Here is a 19389-nt window from a genome sequence, read left to right as displayed (position 1 = left end):
GAAAAAAAAATAGTCTCTTCTCATGATATTCCATTTCCCCCAACGTTTTTTGATAATAACAACCACAAACCAACCGATCTGAATATAAAAAGCGAATATTCCGATTATTATTGTTTACCATTTTTATCATAACACAATTTTTCCACTTGAATAATAAAAAATAGATAGGATACCATAGCTGGCGTCTTATCTATTTTTTCAATTCATACATGACCCATTTAAAATAAAAGGAGTTACTCCTAATGAGTATCGGAGTTTATCCAAAAATAATAATAAGGAAGTTTAAGATTATTTTCTTTACTCCTATAATTGATTACCACTTTTAGATAACCAGAGTTGGTCATTAAAAAGGAATGAGTAGTTGTAGCAATATCGTTCCTTTAATATTATAGATTTAACGACTTTAAGGTGCGGTTGACAACTTTTTACAGCTAACCGGGGGAATAATAGTAGCCTCCTATGCATTATTGGGTATCCCAACATAGCAATAGAGGCTCTCCAGTCTGTCTATAGTACCCTACACAGTCTATGTGTAAAACGGTTATTTAAACCAAATTGTTCGAGACAACCCAAAAGGTTGATATATCAATACCTTTATCCCTATAATGACTACTTCTCTTCAAAAGAGCATTCCTTTAGTGTAACGATCTTTGTTTTATGAATTAATTTATACCCGAGCCATACTGCCAAGAAGATTGGTAAACCAATATAAGACACGGCCACTCCATACCAATCAATCTCACTAGTTATAAAAGCTTGATAATTTTGGCCAAAAATGACAAAGACACAAATAGCAAAAGCGAGAATCGGACCCAATGGGAACCATTTGGCTCTAAATTTCAAATCATTTATGTCCTTGCCCTGGACGATATATGCTTTTCTAAAACGGTAGTGGCTGACAGCAATTCCAATCCATGCAATAAATCCAGTTAAACCGGACGCATTTAATAACCATGTATACACTTGATCTCCAAAAATGGAACTTAAAAAGGCCAAGCCTCCAATAATGGTCGTAGTAACAAGGGCATTCATTGGAATCCCGCGATTATTTACTCTTTGTAAAAATTTTGGTGCCTGTCCGTCTTTTGCCATCGACCAAAGCATTCGAGTCGACGCATATAAACCAGAAGTCCCTGCCGATAAGACCGATGTCAAAATGACCGTATTCATCACCGATGCCGCAAATGCAATGCCCACTTTCTCAAATACAAGGGTAAAAGGACTGACAGCGATACTATCGACATCCCTGCCCAACAGATTAGGACTTGTATAAGGAATAATAAGGCCAATGACAGCAATGGCGATAATATAGAACAGCAGAATACGCCAGAATACTTGTCGAATCGCCTTTGGTACGTTTTTCTCCGGCTCTTCACTTTCTCCTGCAGCAATCCCGACAAGTTCCGTTCCTTGAAAAGAAAAACCTGCGATGAAAAAAATACTTAAAATGGATAAAAGACCGCCATGAACCGGAGCATCGCCTAATGTAAAGTTTTTAAACCCGATAAACTGGCCGCCAAGAATTCCGAAAATAGTGAGCAAACCGACTCCAATGAAAACAATGATTGTCACTACTTTTATCAAGGAGAACCAATACTCGGATTCTCCGTAACTTTTAACTGATAACGCATTCAATAAAAAGATTAATCCTAAAAAAAGTGCACTCCATAAGATGCTCGGTACATCCGGAAACCAAAACTTCATTATAATAGCGGATGCAACTATTTCAACCGCAAGTGTAACGGCCCAGTTAAACCAATAATTCCAACCAAGTGCAAAACCAAACGCCGGATCAACAAAACGGCTGGCATATGTTGAAAAAGATCCCGACACCGGCATTAACGTAGCCATTTCTCCGAGACTAGTCATCAAAAAGTAGACCATGATGCCAATAGCTCCATACGCAATTAGCGCGCCACCTGGTCCAGCCGTTTGAATGGACGCCCCTGTTGCTAAAAATAACCCTGTCCCGATTGACCCTCCAATAGCAATCATCGTCAGGTGACGTGCCTTTAAATTGCGTTTAACTTGCTGTTCGTCCTCTTTATTATTTCGATTTTTCTGATTTTTATTTGTATAGCTTTTGATTGCTTCCATGTCTTGTCTCCCTTCTATTTTAAACACTAAGAAACTATCTAACCATAAGAATTATTGCAGATTGTTTGGACAATTTATCCTTTCTTGAAGATAGTAGGGATAAATTGTCCAAGAATAAAAGTTCATTGCTGGTGTATCTAAAAACGGGAGACGGCTCGCTATTTATTTGGAAAAATCAAAGTAGTTTCGCTTTAATAAGCGCGGAGCAGCCATTAGGGTTTCATACTTCATACTTTTTTCAAGCATGGAAGAATCAATTAAATATAGCTGATCCTCAATTTCTTTTACGGTAGTATCTGTTTGATAGTTCATTCCACATTCCAGGCATAGAATGGACGGTGTGCCCTGAATTTCAATTACTTTTGTTCCGTCGGGAATTTCCCAATACACTGTGTTGCTCGTTTCATGGACTGTTTCGGATTCGCACCATTGACAGATCAACATTATTCCTCCTTTGCTCCCACCATCTCGTACTTGCTCATTTGCGCCTGGAACTTTTTCTCTTTTAACTCGTCACGTTTATCGCGTTTATCCTTTAAAGAGCTATGCTCAGGATTTTCCCGGTACGTTTTGCGGCGATCTAACCGTTTCAAACCTTCTGGGGTCAAGTTAAATTTCGTATCATCAATAAGCGACAGAACACCATTGCTTTCAAACTTTTCAAATACTTCAGGATAAACCTTCTTATAATAATCTTCTGCACTGCCTGCCACATAGTTCAGTGGCTCAGGATATGAGGTAATGACACCTTCAAAGTTTCGTAATACGACTTTATTGGAGCTTTGAGAAATAATATAGTTCGGCTGCAATGGAATTTTACCGCCTCCGCCAGGGGCATCAACGATAAATGTCGGAACGGCATAACCCGATGTATGGCCGCGAAGTCCTTCCATGATTTCCAATCCTTTACTTATTGGGGCACGGAAATGGCCAATCCCCTCTGATAAATCGCATTGGTAAATGTAATATGGACGAACACGAATTTTAACAAGATCATGCATAAGCTGTTTCATGATCGGAACACTGTCATTGATTCCTGCTAAAATAACCGCTTGATTACCAACCGGAACACCAGCGTTTGCAAGCATTTCACAAGCGCGCTTCGATTCTTCTGTAATTTCTATGGATGTATTGAAATGTGTATTTAGCCAAACTGGATGATACTTTTTCAAGATATTACAAAGATTTTCGGTAATTCGCTGCGGAAACACGACAGGTGCCCGTGTACCGATGCGAATAATTTCAACATGCGGAACCTCACGCAAATTTTTTAAAATATATTCTAAAATATTGTCATTGATAAGGAGACCGTCTCCTCCAGAAATTAACACATCTCTGATTTGCGGATTTGATGCAATATAATTTATCGCTGTGTCTAACTGTTTCTTTGGCACGCCCATTCCAATTTGTCCGGAAAAACGCCTTCTGGTACAGTAACGGCAGTACATGGAGCATTGATTTGTTACCAAGAACAGCACGCGATCAGGATAACGATGGGTTAACCCTGGCACTGGTGAATCCTCATCTTCGTGAAGGGGATCTTCTAAATCATATTTTGTTTTATGCAATTCCTGAGAAATCGGCACAGACTGCATTCTAACCGGACATCTTGAATCATCCTGATCCATAAGTGATGCATAATATGGCGTGATGTTTAACGGAATTGTTTTCGTTGAGATTTTAACGCCTTCTTCTTCCTCAGGTGTTAAGTTAACAACTTTCTTTAAATCTTCTAAATTTTTGATTGTATTCGTCAGCTGCCAAACCCAATCGTTCCATTGCTCATCGGTTACATCCTTCCAAAGCTCGATTTCTTTCCAATGTCTTTTCGGTTTGAATAAAGTGTTTCTCATTATTAAACTCCCCCTAAATTGGCTGATTTTTTATGACCCCTTTAATAAATTCTCTGTTTATTAAGAAATGGAGTATTCCATATAGTAGCGATTTTCGCCTTCTCCAAATTCATCGAATCTCGTCTCTTTTATAGCAAACCCCATTTTTTCATATAGCTTAACAGCTGACTTATTTTCAACGTTGACCGTTAAGCATACTTTTTGAAATCCATCTTGCTTTAAAATCGGATAAATTTCCTGTAAAAATAATTTCCCTATGCCTTTTCCTTGCTGATCAGAGCGGACATAGAATCCAAAAATGTAGGCTTTATGAATATCGTGGTAAGCTCTCATCACTTCGCAAATCGCAATCGGTCTTGGATCACTTTCCTGCCGATATTGAATGAGTTTCCCATAACGTGTAAGCGGGACAAGTGTTTGTTCATCTACTGCCCCAAATCCCGGAAATGCATCTTTTTCAAGCTCCATCATCATTGTCAGCTGATCGGGCTTCAATGCAGCCGGTACTTCGATATAATAGGTTTTTTTCATTGTTTCCATCGTTCTTTCCCCCTCCGTTCCACTTCATATTCGATATCATCCAGCGGCCAAATTGGCTTAGGAATATTACGATACATAAATGTTGATAAACAATTCGAAGCAACACCGGGCGCATCCACATAAATGATCCGGCCTACAATTGGTTCAAATGCTGCACGAAAATGATTTTTAGCCTTGAGCGCGAGAATTTTCTTGGTCGATGGCTCAAGCCCGATATGACGAAACATTGCAGGATCATTCGCTGACATCGGCCTGCCAATCAGAAGGATATCCATCTGACCAACACGGATGTGTGCCGCTCCCTTTAAATCAACTCTTAAATGCTGATTGAAGGGGCCCGTATTTTGAAATATTCCGTCTGATAGAGCCATTACCGTTGCTTCCACTTGAACGGGTTCCCCGAATTCAGGAGACACTTTCCCACCAAGGGACAACCATACCTTATTTCCTACTCCCGCTTTACGACAAAGCTCGATCGATTTGGGATCATAGAGGCCTCCGAACAAAGTGTCCGGAATATCGAGCATTACCATTTCCCGAAGCAGTTCTGTTGTATCGCCGCTCCCGCAACTTAAAGGATTATCTGATATGTCTGCCAGAACGACCGGACGATCGTCTTCAATAGATAGCACCAATTCCAGCCCTTCCTTTACACTGGGTAAATCGATGATAAATTCTTCTTTGACACTCCAGAACAAGGATGCCATCCTTTTAGCTGTCTCTTCTCCTTTTTTCGGATCAAGCGAAACAACTAGTACACTTGCACCGACCATGGGGATGTCCGAATAAGGAAAGCCGCCAAATACGGATACATTCTCAATTCCTGCTTCCTGTTCGGCAAGTTTTGCCCACTCGACCATTTTGTGCATCGGTCCTTCTAAAGTTCTCATATTGATAGAAGGGGGCATCATTGGCAATTTTTCAAAAGAAGCATAATAATTTACCCCTTCCTTTAATTGCTTCATTAAAGCATTTGCTGCATGAACGCCTTGGTCATACATATCAACATGGGGATAGGTTTTAAAGCCAAAATGTAGTGGTGTGTAATGAATCATTTTTTCACTTAAATTGGCATGCATATCTAGTGTTGTAGCAATCGGGATTCGCGGTCCAAGAAGCTCCCGAATTTTACCCAGTAAATGCTCTTCCGGATCAAAGAGATCTTCCACAACCATTGCTCCATGCAATGCCAGCAATAAACCATTTAGCCTTCCCGCCTGTTGGATGGACTCAAGCATTTGTTTTTCGATGATCGAGTATGCTTCGGCTGATACGACCCCGGAGGGAATCGCAGCCGCACACACTAGAGGTACGATTTCCACATCCTTTTCTTGTTTCAAAGCATCTAAAAACCCGCCCACTTCCGTTTTCGTGCCCGTATAGGCATCATAAATTTCGTCGCCAATAAAGTAGCCTTCATGGCGAAACTGTTCGATTTCAGTCTTTATCGGGCTGAAACTGTGGGATTCATGGTAGAAGAATGCGATACCGATACGATGTTCTTTCATATTCTCCCCCCTCGGATATATGAAGTTATTAATATAGTCTTCCTGAACTTCCCTGTCCGTTTTGAAAATTAATAATTTGTATAAATTGACTTCCACTCTGTCATGACATCGAATACATGATGGGAAACTTCACGGTGACCGTTTCCGGACATTTTCATTCCTCCAAATGCCACGCCCATCTCAGCATTGGATGTGCCGTTATTAATATAGATAAGTCCGCTTACCGCCTCCTTGGCAGCACGGTTTGCAAAATGGAGACTTTGAGTATAAATAGAAGTCGACAACCCATAAATGGTCCCGTTATTTACCTTTATGGCTTCCTCATATGAATCTACTTCAATGATGGCAAGAACAGGGCCAAATATTTCTTCCTGTGCAATGGTATCCTTCGGTTTGACATTCTCAATGATGGTGGGTTCATAATAAAAGCCTCCCAATTCATTGACACGCTTACCGCCTGATACAATTTTCCCGCCTTCTTCGATCGCTTTTTTTACATAATGTTCGACTGTACGAAGCTGGTCTTCATTTACGAGTGGGCCCACTTGTATCCCTACTTCAAGACCATTTCCTATTTTCATAGACTTTGTTAATTCCACTACTTTTTGCACTAGCAATTCCTGTACCGGACGCTCCACGATTACCCTGCTTGCTGCTGTACAGCGCTGGCCAGTTGTCGTAAACGCTGATTTTACAATTCCTTCTGCCGCCTTTTCCAAGTCGGCATCCTTCAAGACAATCACGGCGTTTTTTCCGCCGAGCTCCAATGATATACGTTTTAACGTTTTACTGCTCATTTCACTAAGCTGTTGACCGACTTCAGTTGAACCCGTAAACGAAATGACTTTCACATCCGGATGCTCTGCAAGTCTTTGTCCCACAATTCTTCCCGAACCAGTAATTAAGTTAACAACGCCCGCAGGAAATCCAGCTTCATCCAAGACTTCCACGAAAATCTTTGCCGATAACGCAACCTCAGAAGCAGGCTTCCATACGACAGTATTCCCAGCAATCAGGGCTGAAAAGATTTTGTAGGAAGCAAGCGCAACCGGGAAATTCCAAGGAGTAATGCAGGCGACAACTCCAAGAGGTTCACGAACCATTGTTACGTTGCGGTCTGGGAAACCTGCCGGGACTATTTCTCCAAAGAGGCGTCGTCCCTCACCGGCCATGTATTGAGCAGTTGCGATGACGACTCCTGCTTCACCTAAAGACTCAGACAGTACTTTGCCCATCTCCATTGTCATGACACGAGCAAGTTCGTCTTTTCGCTTTTCAAACAATTGAGCTGCTTTCGTTAAATATTCCGCTCGTTCTGGAATGGGGGTGTTCTTCCATTTTAAATAGGCATCATTCGCTATTTCGACAGCATCATCCACTTGTTCTGTTGTAGCAGCCGCACATAGGCCAACAAGTTCACCTGTTGCGGGATTTAAACTATTAAAATACGATTGGTCGGGTGCAGTTACCCATTCTCCATTTATATAAAGATCTCCCTGAAGAATATCTGTTTTGATTTGGCTAGACATAAGCTAGACCTCCTTTGGTGGTATTCCGAGGAAATGAAAATTAGTTTCCTGAAATGGTTTCTGTGATCACATCTTCTAAAATCGTTAATCCTATGTTCAGCACAACTTCTTCAATATTAAGCGGCAGCATTAATCGGATTGTTTGACCGCTTACACCGCAGTTCATAATAAGCAAACCATTTTCCAGTGCCTTTGATTTAATTTTAGGTACATAGTAAGGAGCAGATTGCGAATCGAATTCAATGCCGATCATCATTCCGACTCCACGGACTTCAACAATACCTGGTAAATGACCGATCGTGCTTTGTAGCCTGCGCACAATTTCCGCACCTAGTTCAGCACTGCGTTCGACTAACTTTTCTTCCTCAATAACCTCAATGTTTGCCAATGCCGCTGCACAAGAAACTGGATTTCCACCAAATGTCGAACCGTGACCAGCCGTCGGCCATTTTTCATGCAGCTCTCGGCTTGCCACAATGGCACCAAGAGGCATTCCGCCAGAAAGGGCTTTTGCTAGTACCAAAATATCAGGAGTGACATTCGCATGCTCGGCCGCGAACATTTTACCAGTCCGGCCAAATCCTGTTTGTACTTCATCAAATATCAGCAAAATGCCGTATTCCTCTGTCATCTTTCTTAACGCCTGCAAGAAGCTTGGCGGTGCTGGATAATAGCCGCCTTCCCCCATTACCGGTTCAATGATGATCGCAGCTACTCGTGAAGGGTCGACGCGTAAATCAAACAATTTCTGAAGCTGATTCAAGCAATATTCTTCAACTTCTTCTTCTCTAATGTTTTTCAACTGGCTCGGATACGGATATGGTGCATGGTACACTTCGCCTAAAATCGGTTCATAATAACGGCGGTATTTAGAACTAGAGGCCGTTATAGCTGTTGCTCCTAATGTGCGGCCATGAAACGATCCTTCAAAAGCAATAGTCGCTGGTCTGCCTGTAGCCGCTTTTGCCAGTTTAAGAGCCCCATCAATTGCTTCAGCTCCAGAATTGGAGAAAAAGACGGTGTCTAAATTTCCAGGAGTGATCTGAGCAAGCTTTTCTGCCAAATTTGCCGCCGTTTCATAATAACCATAATTCAATCCCAGATGTATCAAGGCTTCTGCCTGCTTCTGAATCGCCTCGACCATTTTTTTGTTCGTATGCCCGACAGCGTTGACGGCGACTCCTGAAACGAAATCAATATATTCCTTACCGTCCATCGTCCAAAATTTGGCGCCATGGGCTTTTTCAATGACAAGCTCAGTCACCCTTGTCATCACCGGTGATAAATGTTTTTTTGCTTTTTCTTGGATTTCTGTTGTTTTATTTTGTAATTTCATAGAGTTCATCCTTTCTTAATTGAAGGTTGAAAATAGTGAATGATTCATCTAGAATTCTTACCATCTCATCCATTTCTGTTTTGGTAACATTTAAAGGAGGGCTGATGATAAGGTGTTCCCCCTTTGTGCCATCAATCGAACCGGAACCGGAGTAAAATACCGCACCGAGATCCATAGCAATTCCATTCAATCTTTCAGCTGCTTTTTCAGCTGGATCGAACAATAGATCCTGCTTACGATCCTTCACAAGCTCGATACCCATTAAAAGCCCTCTACCGCGCACATCAGAGATAATTGCGTGTTTTTGCTTCAACTCCAAAAGCCGGTTGAAAAGATAAGGACCTTGTTTTTTGACATTTTCCAGTACCGATTCCTGCATATATACGTCCAATGCAGCTAGGCCGGCTGCAACCGCTACGGGATGCCCGCTATATGTGTAACCATGAATGAATTTCCCGTCGCTGTTTTTAATGAGCCCATCGATTACCCGATCATGAACAATCATTCCAGCAAGCGGGGCATATCCAGCTGATACCCCTTTACCAAAAGTAATCATATCCGGAACGATCCCTATCTGTTCTGTGGCAAAGTTGGTGCCGGTACGACCGAATCCAGTCATCACTTCATCGATAATTAAAAGAATTTGATAACGGTCACACAGCTCCCGAACTTTCTTAAAATACCCGAGCGGCGGAGGAACAGCTCCTTGCTGGCTTCCGACAATCGGTTCGGCGATAAACGCTGACACATTCTCTGGCCCAAGCTCTAAAATCGATCTTTCAATATCCGTAACGCACGTCCAGTTTTGGTTCGAAAGACAATCATCCTTTAGTCGATCATAGGGACATCGATGGCAATACGGAGAATAGACATGGGCATAGTTTAAAAGATTAGGAGTGTAGGCATGCCTCCGTTTGACGTCCCCTCCTGCTGATAAAGAACCAATCGTGTTACCGTGGTACGACTGCCATCTCCCTATGACGATATGTTTTTGGTGTCTGCCAGCATCCCGATGATATTGCCTTGCCAGCTTCAGTGCACTTTCATTTGCTTCGGAACCGCCGGTTGTAAAATACACTTTATTTAAATTATCCGGAGCCATTTTTCCGATTGTTTCGGCCAGCTGGTGGAGCGCTTTTGTCTCAAAACGCATGGTATGGACGAAAGCTGCTTTTTTTGCTTGTTCCGCCATGGCCTCGCCGATGGACGATATTCCATGGCCCAGGTTTGCTGCCACTGCCCCCGAACAAGCATCCAAATATTTTTTCCCGTCATCATCGAAGAGATAGGAGCCTGCACCGTGGGTAATAATCGGATATTTCTTTTTTAAATCACGATGAAACACATAGTCTTTTTTTATTCCATCCATCTTTCCACCACCATTGCCATTCCTAATCCTCCTGCGACACAAATCGTTGCAAGGCCAAATTGCCTCTTTTGTTTATCAAGCTCATGACACAATGTAGTGACGATCCTTGCACCGGAGCATCCAAGTGGATGCCCTAAGGCAATCGCTCCTCCATTTACATTGACGTTATCTCCTTTTATGCCCCATTCTCGTAAACAAGCAAGACTTTGCGCAGCGAATGCTTCATTTAATTCAATCAAATCGATATCTTCCAAACGGAGCCCCGCCTTTTTCAATGCCATTTGGGATGCCGGCACAGGACCGAGTCCCATTTCTTTTGGCGATAGACCGACTGCAGCAAAAGAACGAATCCTTGCCATCGGTACAACTCCGAGTTGTTTCGCCTTTTCTTCCGACATCAACAGCAGCATTGAGCCACCATCATTTCTTCCGGATGAGTTACCGGCTGTTACCGTGCCATCCATTTGAAACACAGGCCTTAATGTTCGAAGTGTTTCAATTTCCGTTAATCTAGGGTGCTCATCTGTCGCAAAATTTTTGATCCCTGTTTTTCCTTCCTTTACCGGAACAGGAATAATTTCTTCTTCAAAACGACCCATTTCAATGGCGCGTTTCGCTTTCTGCTGGCTTATATAAGCAAATTCGTCTTGTTCCTGGCGGCTAATGTTATATTTTTCAGCCAGCCATTCTGCTGTTTGCCCCATCGTGAAACGGCCGTATATCTCCTCCGGCTGGGATTTTGGCTGACTTTCCGTATTGGAATCGTATAATGTGATATCTCCCATCTTTGGTCCAAATCGACTGCCAACCAAATAATGAGGAGCTTGTGACATGCTTTCAACTCCCCCTGCTAACACAACGCTCGCCTCGCCGGCCAAAATCGACATAGCTCCGTTTATGACCGCCTGCATTCCCGAGCCGCACTGCCGATGGACCGTATAAGCAGGAAGCGATTCAGGAAAATGGGCCAATAGTGCAGCCACCCTTGCGATATTCGGAGCATGGGCACTCTGCTTTGTTTGCCCGACGATGACTTCATCGACAATATTGGCACCGTAACCGGAAGCGGAAAGGTTATTTTTCATAATCAAGGAAACCAGCTCTTCTGGACGAGTATTAACCAGTGACCTTCCAAAGCTTCCGATAGCAGTACGAAAGGCATTTACAATGACAACCACTACACGGTCACCTCTTTGCTGTTTTTGAATGACTCAGGAATATGGAAAGGTGCATCCGTTTTCTGCTCCACTTCCCTTAGGGAAACCCCAGGGGACAGCTCGATCAGATGAAGTCCATCTGCCTTTACAGTAAATACCGCCAAATCAGTAATAATTACATCCACTATTCGTTCCGATGTTATTGGATAGGTTAATTCCTTAACGATTTTTGTCCCCCCCTCGGTATTTGTATGCTTCGTAGTGACAATCACCTTCTTGGAACCCTCCAATAAATCCATTGCCCCGCCAACACCAAGAACATTTTTTCCTGGTACGGCCCAATTAGCGATCCGACCATTGGCATCGATTTGCAGTGCACCAAGGATGGAGACACTCACATGCCCTCCACGAATCATCGCAAATGAGGAAGCGCTATCAAAAAAGGATGCTCCTTCTAATACCGAAACGGGTAGTTTCCCTGCATTGACCAGATTTGGGTCCGTATGCTCCAGATCTGGAGAAGGGCCTACTCCAAGAATGCCGTTTTCCGAATGTAAAAACACTTTGACATCTGATGGAATATAATCAGACACCAGCGTTGGAATCCCAATCCCCAAATTGACGATATCGCCAGGCTTTAATTCCTTCGCTGCCCTTGCAGCAATGTATTGTTTTGGATTCATGCTAGTTCCCTTCCTTTACAACGATATAATCTACGTATAAATGAGGGGTTACAATTTCTTCAGGAGAAATTCCCCCTGCCTCCACCATCTCGTCAACCTCTGCAATCACAACATTTGCAGCTGTTGCCATTATTGGATTAAAGTTTCTTGCTGATTGGTTGTAAATGAGATTTCCTAATTGATCTGCTTTTTTCGCTTTTATGAAAGCAAAATCGGCTTTAATTGGCTCCTGGAACACATATTTTTTACCATTAAGGGCTCTCACTTCTTTGGTTTCGGCGATTTTCGTTCCGACACTGACCGGTGTATAAAACCCCCCGATTCCGGCACCGCCCGCCCGAATAGCCTCAGACATCGTTCCCTGCGGGATAAGCTCCACCTCCAAATCTTGATCCTGATAGGCTTTCACGACCTCAGGGTTAGAGGTAAAGTAGGAACCAATCGCCTTTTTCACTTGTTTTTGTTGTACTAAGACTCCAAGACCTCTCCCCGGCTCTCCAAGGTTATTACTAATAATCTCTAAGTCTTTCACGTCTTCCTGAGCTAAAGCGTCGATTAAACTGAGCGGACATCCTACAAGTCCAAATCCTCCTACCATAATCCGCGAGCCGCTTTTAACCATTTTTACAGCTTCAGCGCATGTAATCAGCTTGCTCATCCTTTTCCGTCCTCCTCTTGGTTAATTGTGTGTTTTAACGGTTTGGAAAAATAAAAAACCGGACAAAACATAAATCCTCCATAAAGAATGAGTTCTAAAGAACATTCCTTACAAAGTGTTCATGTTTGCCCGGTTTTAATAAGACCATGGTAAGAGGTCATCTTCCCACTTTATTATAACCAAACGTTATTTATTCTTTTGCTTTATGTTATCCCAGTAACGTTGAACTGCCGCCTGAAGGGCCACAATGATCGCTTGCTGGGATGGAGCAAAATAAAAGCTTTGAATTCGTTCTATCAGCGGCTCAACACCGTCTTGAAGACAGTAACCAATCAGTAGTTTTTGAAAATAATTTTTCGTTAGTTCTGTTACGAATGTAAATTCGGCGCCGATAATTTTATGCTCTTTCAGTTCCACTTCGAGTACAATTCCCGCATGCTTATACATTTCATACATGGAAGTTCCCTGTGGAGCCTTTGCATATCCTGTAACAATCACTGTTTCCAGTGTTTGCATGCCCCTAATCCTCCTTTCAAAAACCAACTGACCATATTACTAACACGAGTATACGTGTCAGAAAAAACTATGTCAATAATAATATTCTAAATTTTTAAATATATTAAAGCGCTTTCAACATCTAGGAACGACTTACAACAAATATTAAAATCTATAATAATATATAAATCATTATCTCTTATTTGAAAAAAACCTTCCACAAAGATTAAAAATTTTTTACCAACCACCTTCCTGCATACGCGCCCCCGGCTCTCCTTTTGTACAAAGCATGGATGCACCTTCACCACTACGGCGAGCTGCTTCTCTAGATCACAGCAACCACAAACAAACGGAACAGTGTAAACTTTTTTATTTTGATGGTATTCTTCATCAGTCGGTGTTAAAACTTCTCTCTCTTTCACTCCTCTCCAAAATGGTAATTTTAACAGATTTACCCAAAATCTCTTTTCACTTATAACCTTGCAATTAATGTGCCAATATTGAAATCCTCAATTTATAATTATTACGAAAACAATATGCAAAATTCCATGGCACTTTTCTTGATTTTTTTTGCCCTTTACTGCAAAAAATTTCACAAAAAATCTTTGATCCAATAAAAGATTTTTTAAAACTGAGTTGAGATGAAATATTGCGAGAAAAATACATTTTCTCGACAATCTGAGGCGGATTTTCTGAAGCACCTTTTATTATTTTTTAATGAGAACAACCAAATACATAGTTATACCATAATTTGGGGATGATAATGGAAACATTTTGAAAATGGAGTAAAAAAATGAAATCCATTTACCTTGCTTTAACAAAGTTCATGAAAAGGGATACCCAACCTGTTGAGTCCAATAAGGAGTCTATATCGTTTAAAGAGGTCTTCCATTCAATCGATGAAAATATCTCCTTTTTTAAAGATATATTTTCTGAATCAGCAGATTTAATAATTAAGGAAGTAAATATAACAAATAATCGGAGAATTTTGATTTACTTAGATACGATGGCAGATAAAGATAAGATTCAAAGGGAAATTGTAAAACCGATGATGGAAGTAGAGAATGACCAGTTCCAAAATATCCTTTATTCTAACTTTCTTAAATCAGATAACTTATTTAACGCTCAAGAAGAACTGTTAAATGGGTTCTGTATAATGTTCTTTGATGGTGTCAAAGAATTCTACATGATAGAACTTGGCCTCTCAAAAGACAGGAGCATTATTGAGCCTAGTAATGAACAAGTCATTCAGGGATCTCATGAAGGTTTTATCGAAAATCTTTCAATTAATCTTCATTTAATAAGGAAATCATGTAGAACTGCAAACCTTACCATGGAACATATAACATTGGGAGACCAGATTCAATCCAAAATAGCCATGGTTTATTTAAAGGATCTTGCCAATGATGAAATGGTCAGCGAATTCAAACGGAGGGTCCATCACATTTCAATGGATCATCTCCCAGGTACTGGAGCTCTTCAGGAATTGATAGAAGATTCCACTTGGTCACCCTTTCCTCAGATTTTAAGCACAGAGAGAGTAGATCGTGTAGTAAGTCATCTAAATGAAGGAAGAGTAGCGGTGTTAATGGAAGGTTATCCTTCTTGTTTAATTATTCCCGTCACTTTTTTTGCATTTTTCCATTCACCTGATGATTATAATTCGCGCTGGATGATTGGGACCTTTATCCGTACCATGAGGCTCGTGAGCATTTTAATTGCGATTAATTTACCTGCTATTTATATTGCGATAATTGGTTTTCATTTTGAAGTACTGCCGGATGATTTAGTACTCCCTGTTGTAAGTTCAATTAAAAATATACCTTTTCCTCCGTTAATTGAAGCACTCGTCATGGAGCTGACCATTGAACTGATTCGTGAAGCGGGGGTACGCCTACCATCAAGGATTGGCCAAACCATCGGTATTGTCGGAGGTCTAGTTATTGGTGATGCCGTTGTCCGTGCAGGCCTCATTTCGAATACTATGATTGTGGTTGTGGCGATTACGGCCATTGCGGCCTACAGCATCCCGACCACAGAAATGAGTGATGCCGTAAGATTTTTGCGATTTCCCCATATGATTTTGGCGTCAACCTTTGGATTCGTTGGGATTATCTTTGGGTTTATGTTTACTTTAGCTCATTTATGCAGGTTAGAATCATTTGGCACGGCCTACTTTGCACCTTGGGCACCCTTTCGATTAAAAGACATTAAGGATACGGTTATCCGTTTGCCCTTATGGAAATTTAATACACGTCCACTTGATTCAAAACCGAACACCCTGAAAAAGCAATCTGTCGCAAGAGGCTGGGAACGTAATGAAACAAAACAAGAATAGAATTACAAACAAACAGCTTATCTTTATGATTATCCAAGCCCAAATTGGTGTAGGTATATTATCGTTGCCCCATGATGTTGCATTAATAGCCAAACAGGATGGCTGGATGTCCACTTTAATATCAGGTGTCATCTCACAGGGGATTATCTTTTCCTATTGGGGACTAAGCAGAAGATTTCCTTCGTTATCTTTGTACCAATTACTGCCTACATTACTAGGAAAATTTGCCGGGAAGCTACTCATTCTTTGTTACGCACTCTATTTTATGGTAACAGGGAGCTTAGTTCTAGCAAGATATAGTGATATCCTGGATAAATGGATCTTACCACGTACCCCTAATTGGATTACAATGGTGTTAATCCTTATCACTTGCATATACATCGTCAACGAAGGTTTAACCAGTATCGCGAGATTTTATGTACTAGTATCCCCCATTCTGTTTGTATTATTAGTGTTGATTGCGTATGCAATGAAGGATGCGAACTTACTGTATATCTTTCCAGTCGGGGATCATAGTATTTTAACAATATTGAAAGGTTCAAAAGAAGCTGCTTTCTCCATGTTGGGCTTTGAACTGTTTCTTTTTATCCATCCCCATGTACAATCTTCCGAAAAAGAGAAGCTGATTGCCATCACAACTGCGAACATTTTTGTCACCTGCTTTTATACCTTTTTGGTGTTCGCAGCACTTGTCTATTTCGAGCCCAATTTAGATATCGGGCTGACTCCAGAGCCATTATTATATATGATAAAAGCTTATTCCTTTCAGGTTATTGAAAGGACGGATTTATTTTTCTTATCACTCTGGCTTGTCATCGTTGCCACTTCGATCGCCAACTGGTTATTATTATCTGCAATGGGGCTGTCCAGCCTTTTTAGAAAAAAACATTATACCCGCTTTCTGCCTATTGTTGCAGGTGTTTATTTAATCTTAGCTCTTCTTCCTGATCAAGGAAGAGACTTTGAAAATTTTAATCACTTTCTTGGGCCGACGCACTATATTTTTATCGGCATCATCCCTTTACTTCTACTTATTCTCTCTTGGGTTCTGTCGAAAAAAGAAGGGGTGAGTAAACCATGAAAAGCAAAAAGCCTATCATTTTACTTCTATGTGTATTACTTACTGGATGTTGGGACCAACACCTGATGAAAAATGCAGTATTGGTACAGATATTAAGTTATGATTTAGCAGATAACGACGAAATGTTATTAGGGGTTTCCATTCCCATAATCGATGAGTCCTCCGCGGGACCGCAAGCCCGAGTAAAAAGTGAAACACTTTCTGCAAAAGGTCATACACCAAGGGATTGCCGACTTAAAATCGATCGAGAGATATCTGGAATATTAGATTCATCTAAAAATAAACTGATTTTTTTTGGCGAGCGGATGGCGGCTGAAGGTATTTATCCACCATTAGATGTCGTTTGGAGAGATCCCCGAAATTCACTGAGTGCAACACTAGGTGTAGTGGATGGAGAAGCGGTGAATCTGCTTGAAATTAATCCAAAACATGAGCCAAACGTGAGCGAATATATACAAGACGCTCTTACTAGCGCAGAAGAAAACTCAATTATTCCAGATCAAACCATCCAGATAGTAGCCTCAGAAATGCTTGATCCGGGAGAGGATATTGTCCTCCCTTATCTTAAAATGAATAATAAGAAAAGTGCAGTAGTGGTCGGCCTCGCTCTAATGAACGAAACAAAATATTCGGGAAAATTATCTCCACAAGAATCATGCCTCCTCCTTTTATTGAATAACAAAAAAGGAAAATACGCACGATTTACAAAACAAGTAAATAAAAAAGAAAAGCAGAAATTAAAAAATTATATTTCATTTAATGTCAACAATCTGAAAAGAAAATTAAAAGTTCATGTAAAAAATGGAGAGGTTTCTGTTCAACTCAAATTACATTTAAAGGTAAATGTGGATGAATATCCAAAAGGAAATGTTCCTAAGGATATAGAACGGTTAAATAAGGTATTAACAAAGGAGCTTACAAAAGAAGCGAAACAGGTTATTACGAAATTACAGAAGGCTAATTGTGATGCATTTGGTATTGGGAGGAGACTAATCGCGTTTCACCCCAACACTTGGGAAATGCTAGATAAGAAGGATTATTTTAAAAATGTAACATTTTATACCAATGTAAAGGTTGAAATCATCAAACAAGGTATTGTCTTGTAATGATGAAGTAAACAACTATGAGTACTAAAAATAACTTAAAGGACGATTATGTGTGCCATATCGTCCTTGTTGGGTTTAATTATTTAAGGGCTTTACTTACTTTTAACTTCTTTCCTTTTATGGTTGTATTCTCCATAGCTTGTAAAACGAGCGAACCTTTTCCATTCAGAATATCCACATAGGACATCTGATCTTGAATCGTAATAATCCCAATATCATCTGCAGTTACCCCAGGAATTTTCGCAATTGTTCCAACAAAATCTACTGCTCGAAGCTTCTTCTTTTTTCCACCGCTAAAATATAGTTTCATAATATCTTGGTTAATTCTTGCGGTTTTATTATTTCTTACGACTCGCCGGCCGCTGATTTTTTCTTCGAATGCAGCCTTCTTACCAGCAACTTCATGTGGCTTGGGTGCATCCATTATTGGAATTTCAAAACCAATATAACGTTCAATTGCTTTTACGAATTTCCCTTCATACGGGGTCGCAAACGTAATCGCTTTTCCTTCATTACCTGCGCGACCGGTTCGGCCTGTTCGGTGGACATAGCTCTCTTTTTCCATTGGAACATCATAATTGATTACAAGGGTCACATTATCAATATCAATTCCTCGTGCAGCTACGTCAGTGGCAACTAAATATCGGAAATTCCCCATTTTGAAACCATCCATTACAGCAAACCGATCTTGTTGTTCTAGTCCGCCATGGAGTCTTTCACAAGAATAATTGGATTCTTCCAATTCGGTATAGACAGTATCGACGTGTTCTTTTGTTCGGCAAAAAATAAGGCAGCTGTCTGGATTTTCAATGACGGTAACGTCTTTCAGAAGTGAAATTTTTTCCTCTTCCTTCACTTCGATTAGACGATGTTCTATTGTATCCGTCGTGATCCCGGCAGCTTCAATCTCGACATTAATTGGATTTTCCATATACTTAAAGCAGAGATTTTCAACATCTTTAGGTAATGTTGCCGAAAATACCATTGTTACTCTGTTTAAAGGTAGTTCATTTATAATTGCTTCTACTTCATCGATAAAACCCATATTCAGCATTTCATCAGCTTCATCTATAATGAGATACTTTATTTTATCTAAAACCAGGGTTTCTCTTTCAATATGATCGATAACACGTCCTGGGGTACCAACAACTACATGAGTTTTTTGTTTCAATTCTTCTTTTTGTTTCGTAAAAGGTTCTTTTCCGTAAACGGCCATTGCTTTAATTCGTTTAAACCTTCCAATATTCGTAATGTCTTCGCGAACTTGAACAGCCAGCTCTCTGGTTGGTGTAAGGATTAAGGCCTGTGGCAATTTTTCTTCCCACTCAATCATTTCGCAAATAGGAATTCCAAAGGACGCAGTCTTGCCGCTGCCTGTTTGAGATTTTACCACAAGATCTTGATTTGCCAATGCTAATGGAATAACTTTACTCTGAACCTCTGTCGGAGCTTCGTATTTTAATACCTCTAATGATCTTCTTATTTCATCGCTTAAATCATAACCCGCAAAACTTGTTTCACTCATGTATTTACCTCGTTTATTTGTATTTATCCGGCTTATCTATAGGATTTCTCTCAAAGAAATTCATATGCATAATCTGAATATGGTTCATTATACTTGAAACTTTCGTGTGCATAA

General features: G+C 40.7%; 16 protein-coding genes and 1 pseudogene. 3 read left to right on the top strand and 14 right to left on the bottom strand.

The features are described 5' to 3' along the window. Window positions 1-609: 609 nt before the first annotated feature. From JOC76_RS02740 to JOC76_RS29770, 13 genes and pseudogenes are all read right to left on the bottom strand, one after another. Window positions 610-2097: an amino acid permease gene (locus JOC76_RS02740; RefSeq protein ID WP_205175890.1), complete on the bottom strand. Its 1488-nt coding sequence runs from the start codon at window positions 2095-2097 to the stop codon at window positions 610-612. A gap of 162 nt (window positions 2098-2259) precedes the next feature. Next, complete coding sequence (locus tag JOC76_RS02735; RefSeq protein ID WP_205175889.1) at window positions 2260-2538, bottom strand: YokU family protein; 279 nt, start codon at window positions 2536-2538, stop codon at window positions 2260-2262. A 2-nt stretch (window positions 2539-2540) separates the two neighbouring features. Then, window positions 2541-3950 carry a lysine 2,3-aminomutase gene (gene kamA / locus JOC76_RS02730; RefSeq protein WP_098528242.1) on the bottom strand — a complete coding sequence of 470 codons (1410 nt, stop codon included), beginning with the start codon at window positions 3948-3950 and terminating at the stop codon, window positions 2541-2543. 60 nt (window positions 3951-4010) lie between these two features. Further along, window positions 4011-4490 (bottom strand): GNAT family N-acetyltransferase, encoded by a 480-nt coding sequence (locus JOC76_RS02725; protein ID WP_098528243.1) that lies wholly within the window; start codon window positions 4488-4490, stop codon window positions 4011-4013. Continuing rightward, window positions 4478-5998 carry a M81 family metallopeptidase gene (locus JOC76_RS02720; RefSeq protein ID WP_205175888.1) on the bottom strand — a complete coding sequence of 507 codons (1521 nt, stop codon included), beginning with the start codon at window positions 5996-5998 and terminating at the stop codon, window positions 4478-4480. The genes JOC76_RS02725 and JOC76_RS02720 overlap by 13 nt, the downstream gene beginning before the upstream one ends. Before the next feature lie 68 nt (window positions 5999-6066). Then, window positions 6067-7527, bottom strand: a complete 1461-nt coding sequence (locus tag JOC76_RS02715) for an aldehyde dehydrogenase family protein (RefSeq protein ID WP_205175887.1) — start codon at window positions 7525-7527, stop codon at window positions 6067-6069. A gap of 40 nt (window positions 7528-7567) precedes the next feature. Beyond that, a complete protein-coding gene (locus tag JOC76_RS02710) occupies window positions 7568-8863 on the bottom strand; it encodes an aspartate aminotransferase family protein (RefSeq protein ID WP_205175886.1) in 1296 nt (431 codons plus the stop codon). Continuing rightward, on the bottom strand, window positions 8847-10232 hold the full coding sequence (locus JOC76_RS02705; protein WP_205175885.1) for an aminotransferase family protein: 1386 nt from the start codon (window positions 10230-10232) through the stop codon (window positions 8847-8849). Before JOC76_RS02705 ends, JOC76_RS02710 begins: the two co-directional genes overlap by 17 nt. After that, window positions 10220-11410 (bottom strand): thiolase family protein, encoded by a 1191-nt coding sequence (locus JOC76_RS02700; protein ID WP_205175883.1) that lies wholly within the window; start codon window positions 11408-11410, stop codon window positions 10220-10222. Before JOC76_RS02700 ends, JOC76_RS02705 begins: the two co-directional genes overlap by 13 nt. Next, on the bottom strand, window positions 11410-12072 hold the full coding sequence (locus JOC76_RS02695) for a 3-oxoacid CoA-transferase subunit B (RefSeq protein WP_205175881.1): 663 nt from the start codon (window positions 12070-12072) through the stop codon (window positions 11410-11412). The genes JOC76_RS02700 and JOC76_RS02695 overlap by 1 nt, the downstream gene beginning before the upstream one ends. 1 nt (window position 12073) lies before the next feature. Next, window positions 12074-12730: a CoA transferase subunit A gene (locus JOC76_RS02690; RefSeq protein WP_205175879.1), complete on the bottom strand. Its 657-nt coding sequence runs from the start codon at window positions 12728-12730 to the stop codon at window positions 12074-12076. A gap of 186 nt (window positions 12731-12916) precedes the next feature. Further along, window positions 12917-13246 carry a DUF3870 domain-containing protein gene (locus JOC76_RS02685; protein ID WP_205175878.1) on the bottom strand — a complete coding sequence of 110 codons (330 nt, stop codon included), beginning with the start codon at window positions 13244-13246 and terminating at the stop codon, window positions 12917-12919. Window positions 13247-13489: 243 nt separating this feature from the next. After that, window positions 13490-13647: pseudogene (locus tag JOC76_RS29770) on the bottom strand (pyridoxal 5'-phosphate synthase lyase subunit PdxS); the annotation flags it as partial. 371 nt (window positions 13648-14018) lie between these two features. Here JOC76_RS29770 and JOC76_RS02675 point away from each other — a divergent pair. From JOC76_RS02675 to JOC76_RS02665, 3 genes are read left to right on the top strand one after another with little or no spacing between them, the layout of a single operon-like run. Beyond that, window positions 14019-15563, top strand: coding sequence for a spore germination protein (locus JOC76_RS02675; protein ID WP_205175877.1), 1545 nt, complete (start codon window positions 14019-14021; stop codon window positions 15561-15563). Beyond that, entirely contained in the window at window positions 15544-16644 is a 1101-nt protein-coding gene (locus tag JOC76_RS02670; RefSeq protein ID WP_205175876.1) for a GerAB/ArcD/ProY family transporter, read from the top strand. The genes JOC76_RS02675 and JOC76_RS02670 overlap by 20 nt, the downstream gene beginning before the upstream one ends. Next, window positions 16641-17750, top strand: coding sequence for a Ger(x)C family spore germination protein (locus JOC76_RS02665; RefSeq protein ID WP_205175875.1), 1110 nt, complete (start codon window positions 16641-16643; stop codon window positions 17748-17750). Before JOC76_RS02670 ends, JOC76_RS02665 begins: the two co-directional genes overlap by 4 nt. Before the next feature lie 79 nt (window positions 17751-17829). Here JOC76_RS02665 and JOC76_RS02660 read toward each other — a convergent pair whose 3' ends face one another. Next, on the bottom strand, window positions 17830-19275 hold the full coding sequence (locus tag JOC76_RS02660) for a DEAD/DEAH box helicase (protein ID WP_205175874.1): 1446 nt from the start codon (window positions 19273-19275) through the stop codon (window positions 17830-17832). Window positions 19276-19389 lie beyond the last annotated feature (114 nt).

This window comes from Neobacillus cucumis, assembly GCF_016908975.1.
Taxonomy (GTDB): Bacteria; Bacillota; Bacilli; order Bacillales; family Cytobacillaceae; genus Neobacillus; species Neobacillus cucumis.
The sequence above is the reverse complement of the archived record's forward strand: the minus strand, read 5'-3'. Positions and strand labels throughout refer to the sequence as shown.

Bases quoted from the DNA above. Each gene is read 5' to 3' on its own strand.
- JOC76_RS02740 (WP_205175890.1), bottom strand. From the start codon at position 2,097: ATGGAAGCAATCAAAAGCTATACAAATAAAAATCAGAAAAATCGAAAT.
- kamA (WP_098528242.1), bottom strand. From the start codon at position 3,950: ATGAGAAACACTTTATTCAAACCGAAAAGACATTGGAAAGAAATCGAG.
- JOC76_RS02725 (WP_098528243.1), bottom strand. From the start codon at position 4,490: ATGGAAACAATGAAAAAAACCTATTATATCGAAGTACCGGCTGCATTG.
- JOC76_RS02720 (WP_205175888.1), bottom strand. From the start codon at position 5,998: ATGAAAGAACATCGTATCGGTATCGCATTCTTCTACCATGAATCCCAC.
- JOC76_RS02715 (WP_205175887.1), bottom strand. From the start codon at position 7,527: ATGTCTAGCCAAATCAAAACAGATATTCTTCAGGGAGATCTTTATATA.
- JOC76_RS02710 (WP_205175886.1), bottom strand. From the start codon at position 8,863: ATGAAATTACAAAATAAAACAACAGAAATCCAAGAAAAAGCAAAAAAA.
- JOC76_RS02705 (WP_205175885.1), bottom strand. From the start codon at position 10,232: ATGGATGGAATAAAAAAAGACTATGTGTTTCATCGTGATTTAAAAAAG.
- JOC76_RS02695 (WP_205175881.1), bottom strand. From the start codon at position 12,072: ATGAATCCAAAACAATACATTGCTGCAAGGGCAGCGAAGGAATTAAAG.
- JOC76_RS02690 (WP_205175879.1), bottom strand. From the start codon at position 12,730: ATGAGCAAGCTGATTACATGCGCTGAAGCTGTAAAAATGGTTAAAAGC.
- JOC76_RS02685 (WP_205175878.1), bottom strand. From the start codon at position 13,246: ATGCAAACACTGGAAACAGTGATTGTTACAGGATATGCAAAGGCTCCA.
- JOC76_RS02675 (WP_205175877.1), top strand. From the start codon at position 14,019: ATGAAATCCATTTACCTTGCTTTAACAAAGTTCATGAAAAGGGATACC.
- JOC76_RS02670 (WP_205175876.1), top strand. From the start codon at position 15,544: ATGAAACAAAACAAGAATAGAATTACAAACAAACAGCTTATCTTTATG.
- JOC76_RS02665 (WP_205175875.1), top strand. From the start codon at position 16,641: ATGAAAAGCAAAAAGCCTATCATTTTACTTCTATGTGTATTACTTACT.
- JOC76_RS02660 (WP_205175874.1), bottom strand. From the start codon at position 19,275: ATGAGTGAAACAAGTTTTGCGGGTTATGATTTAAGCGATGAAATAAGA.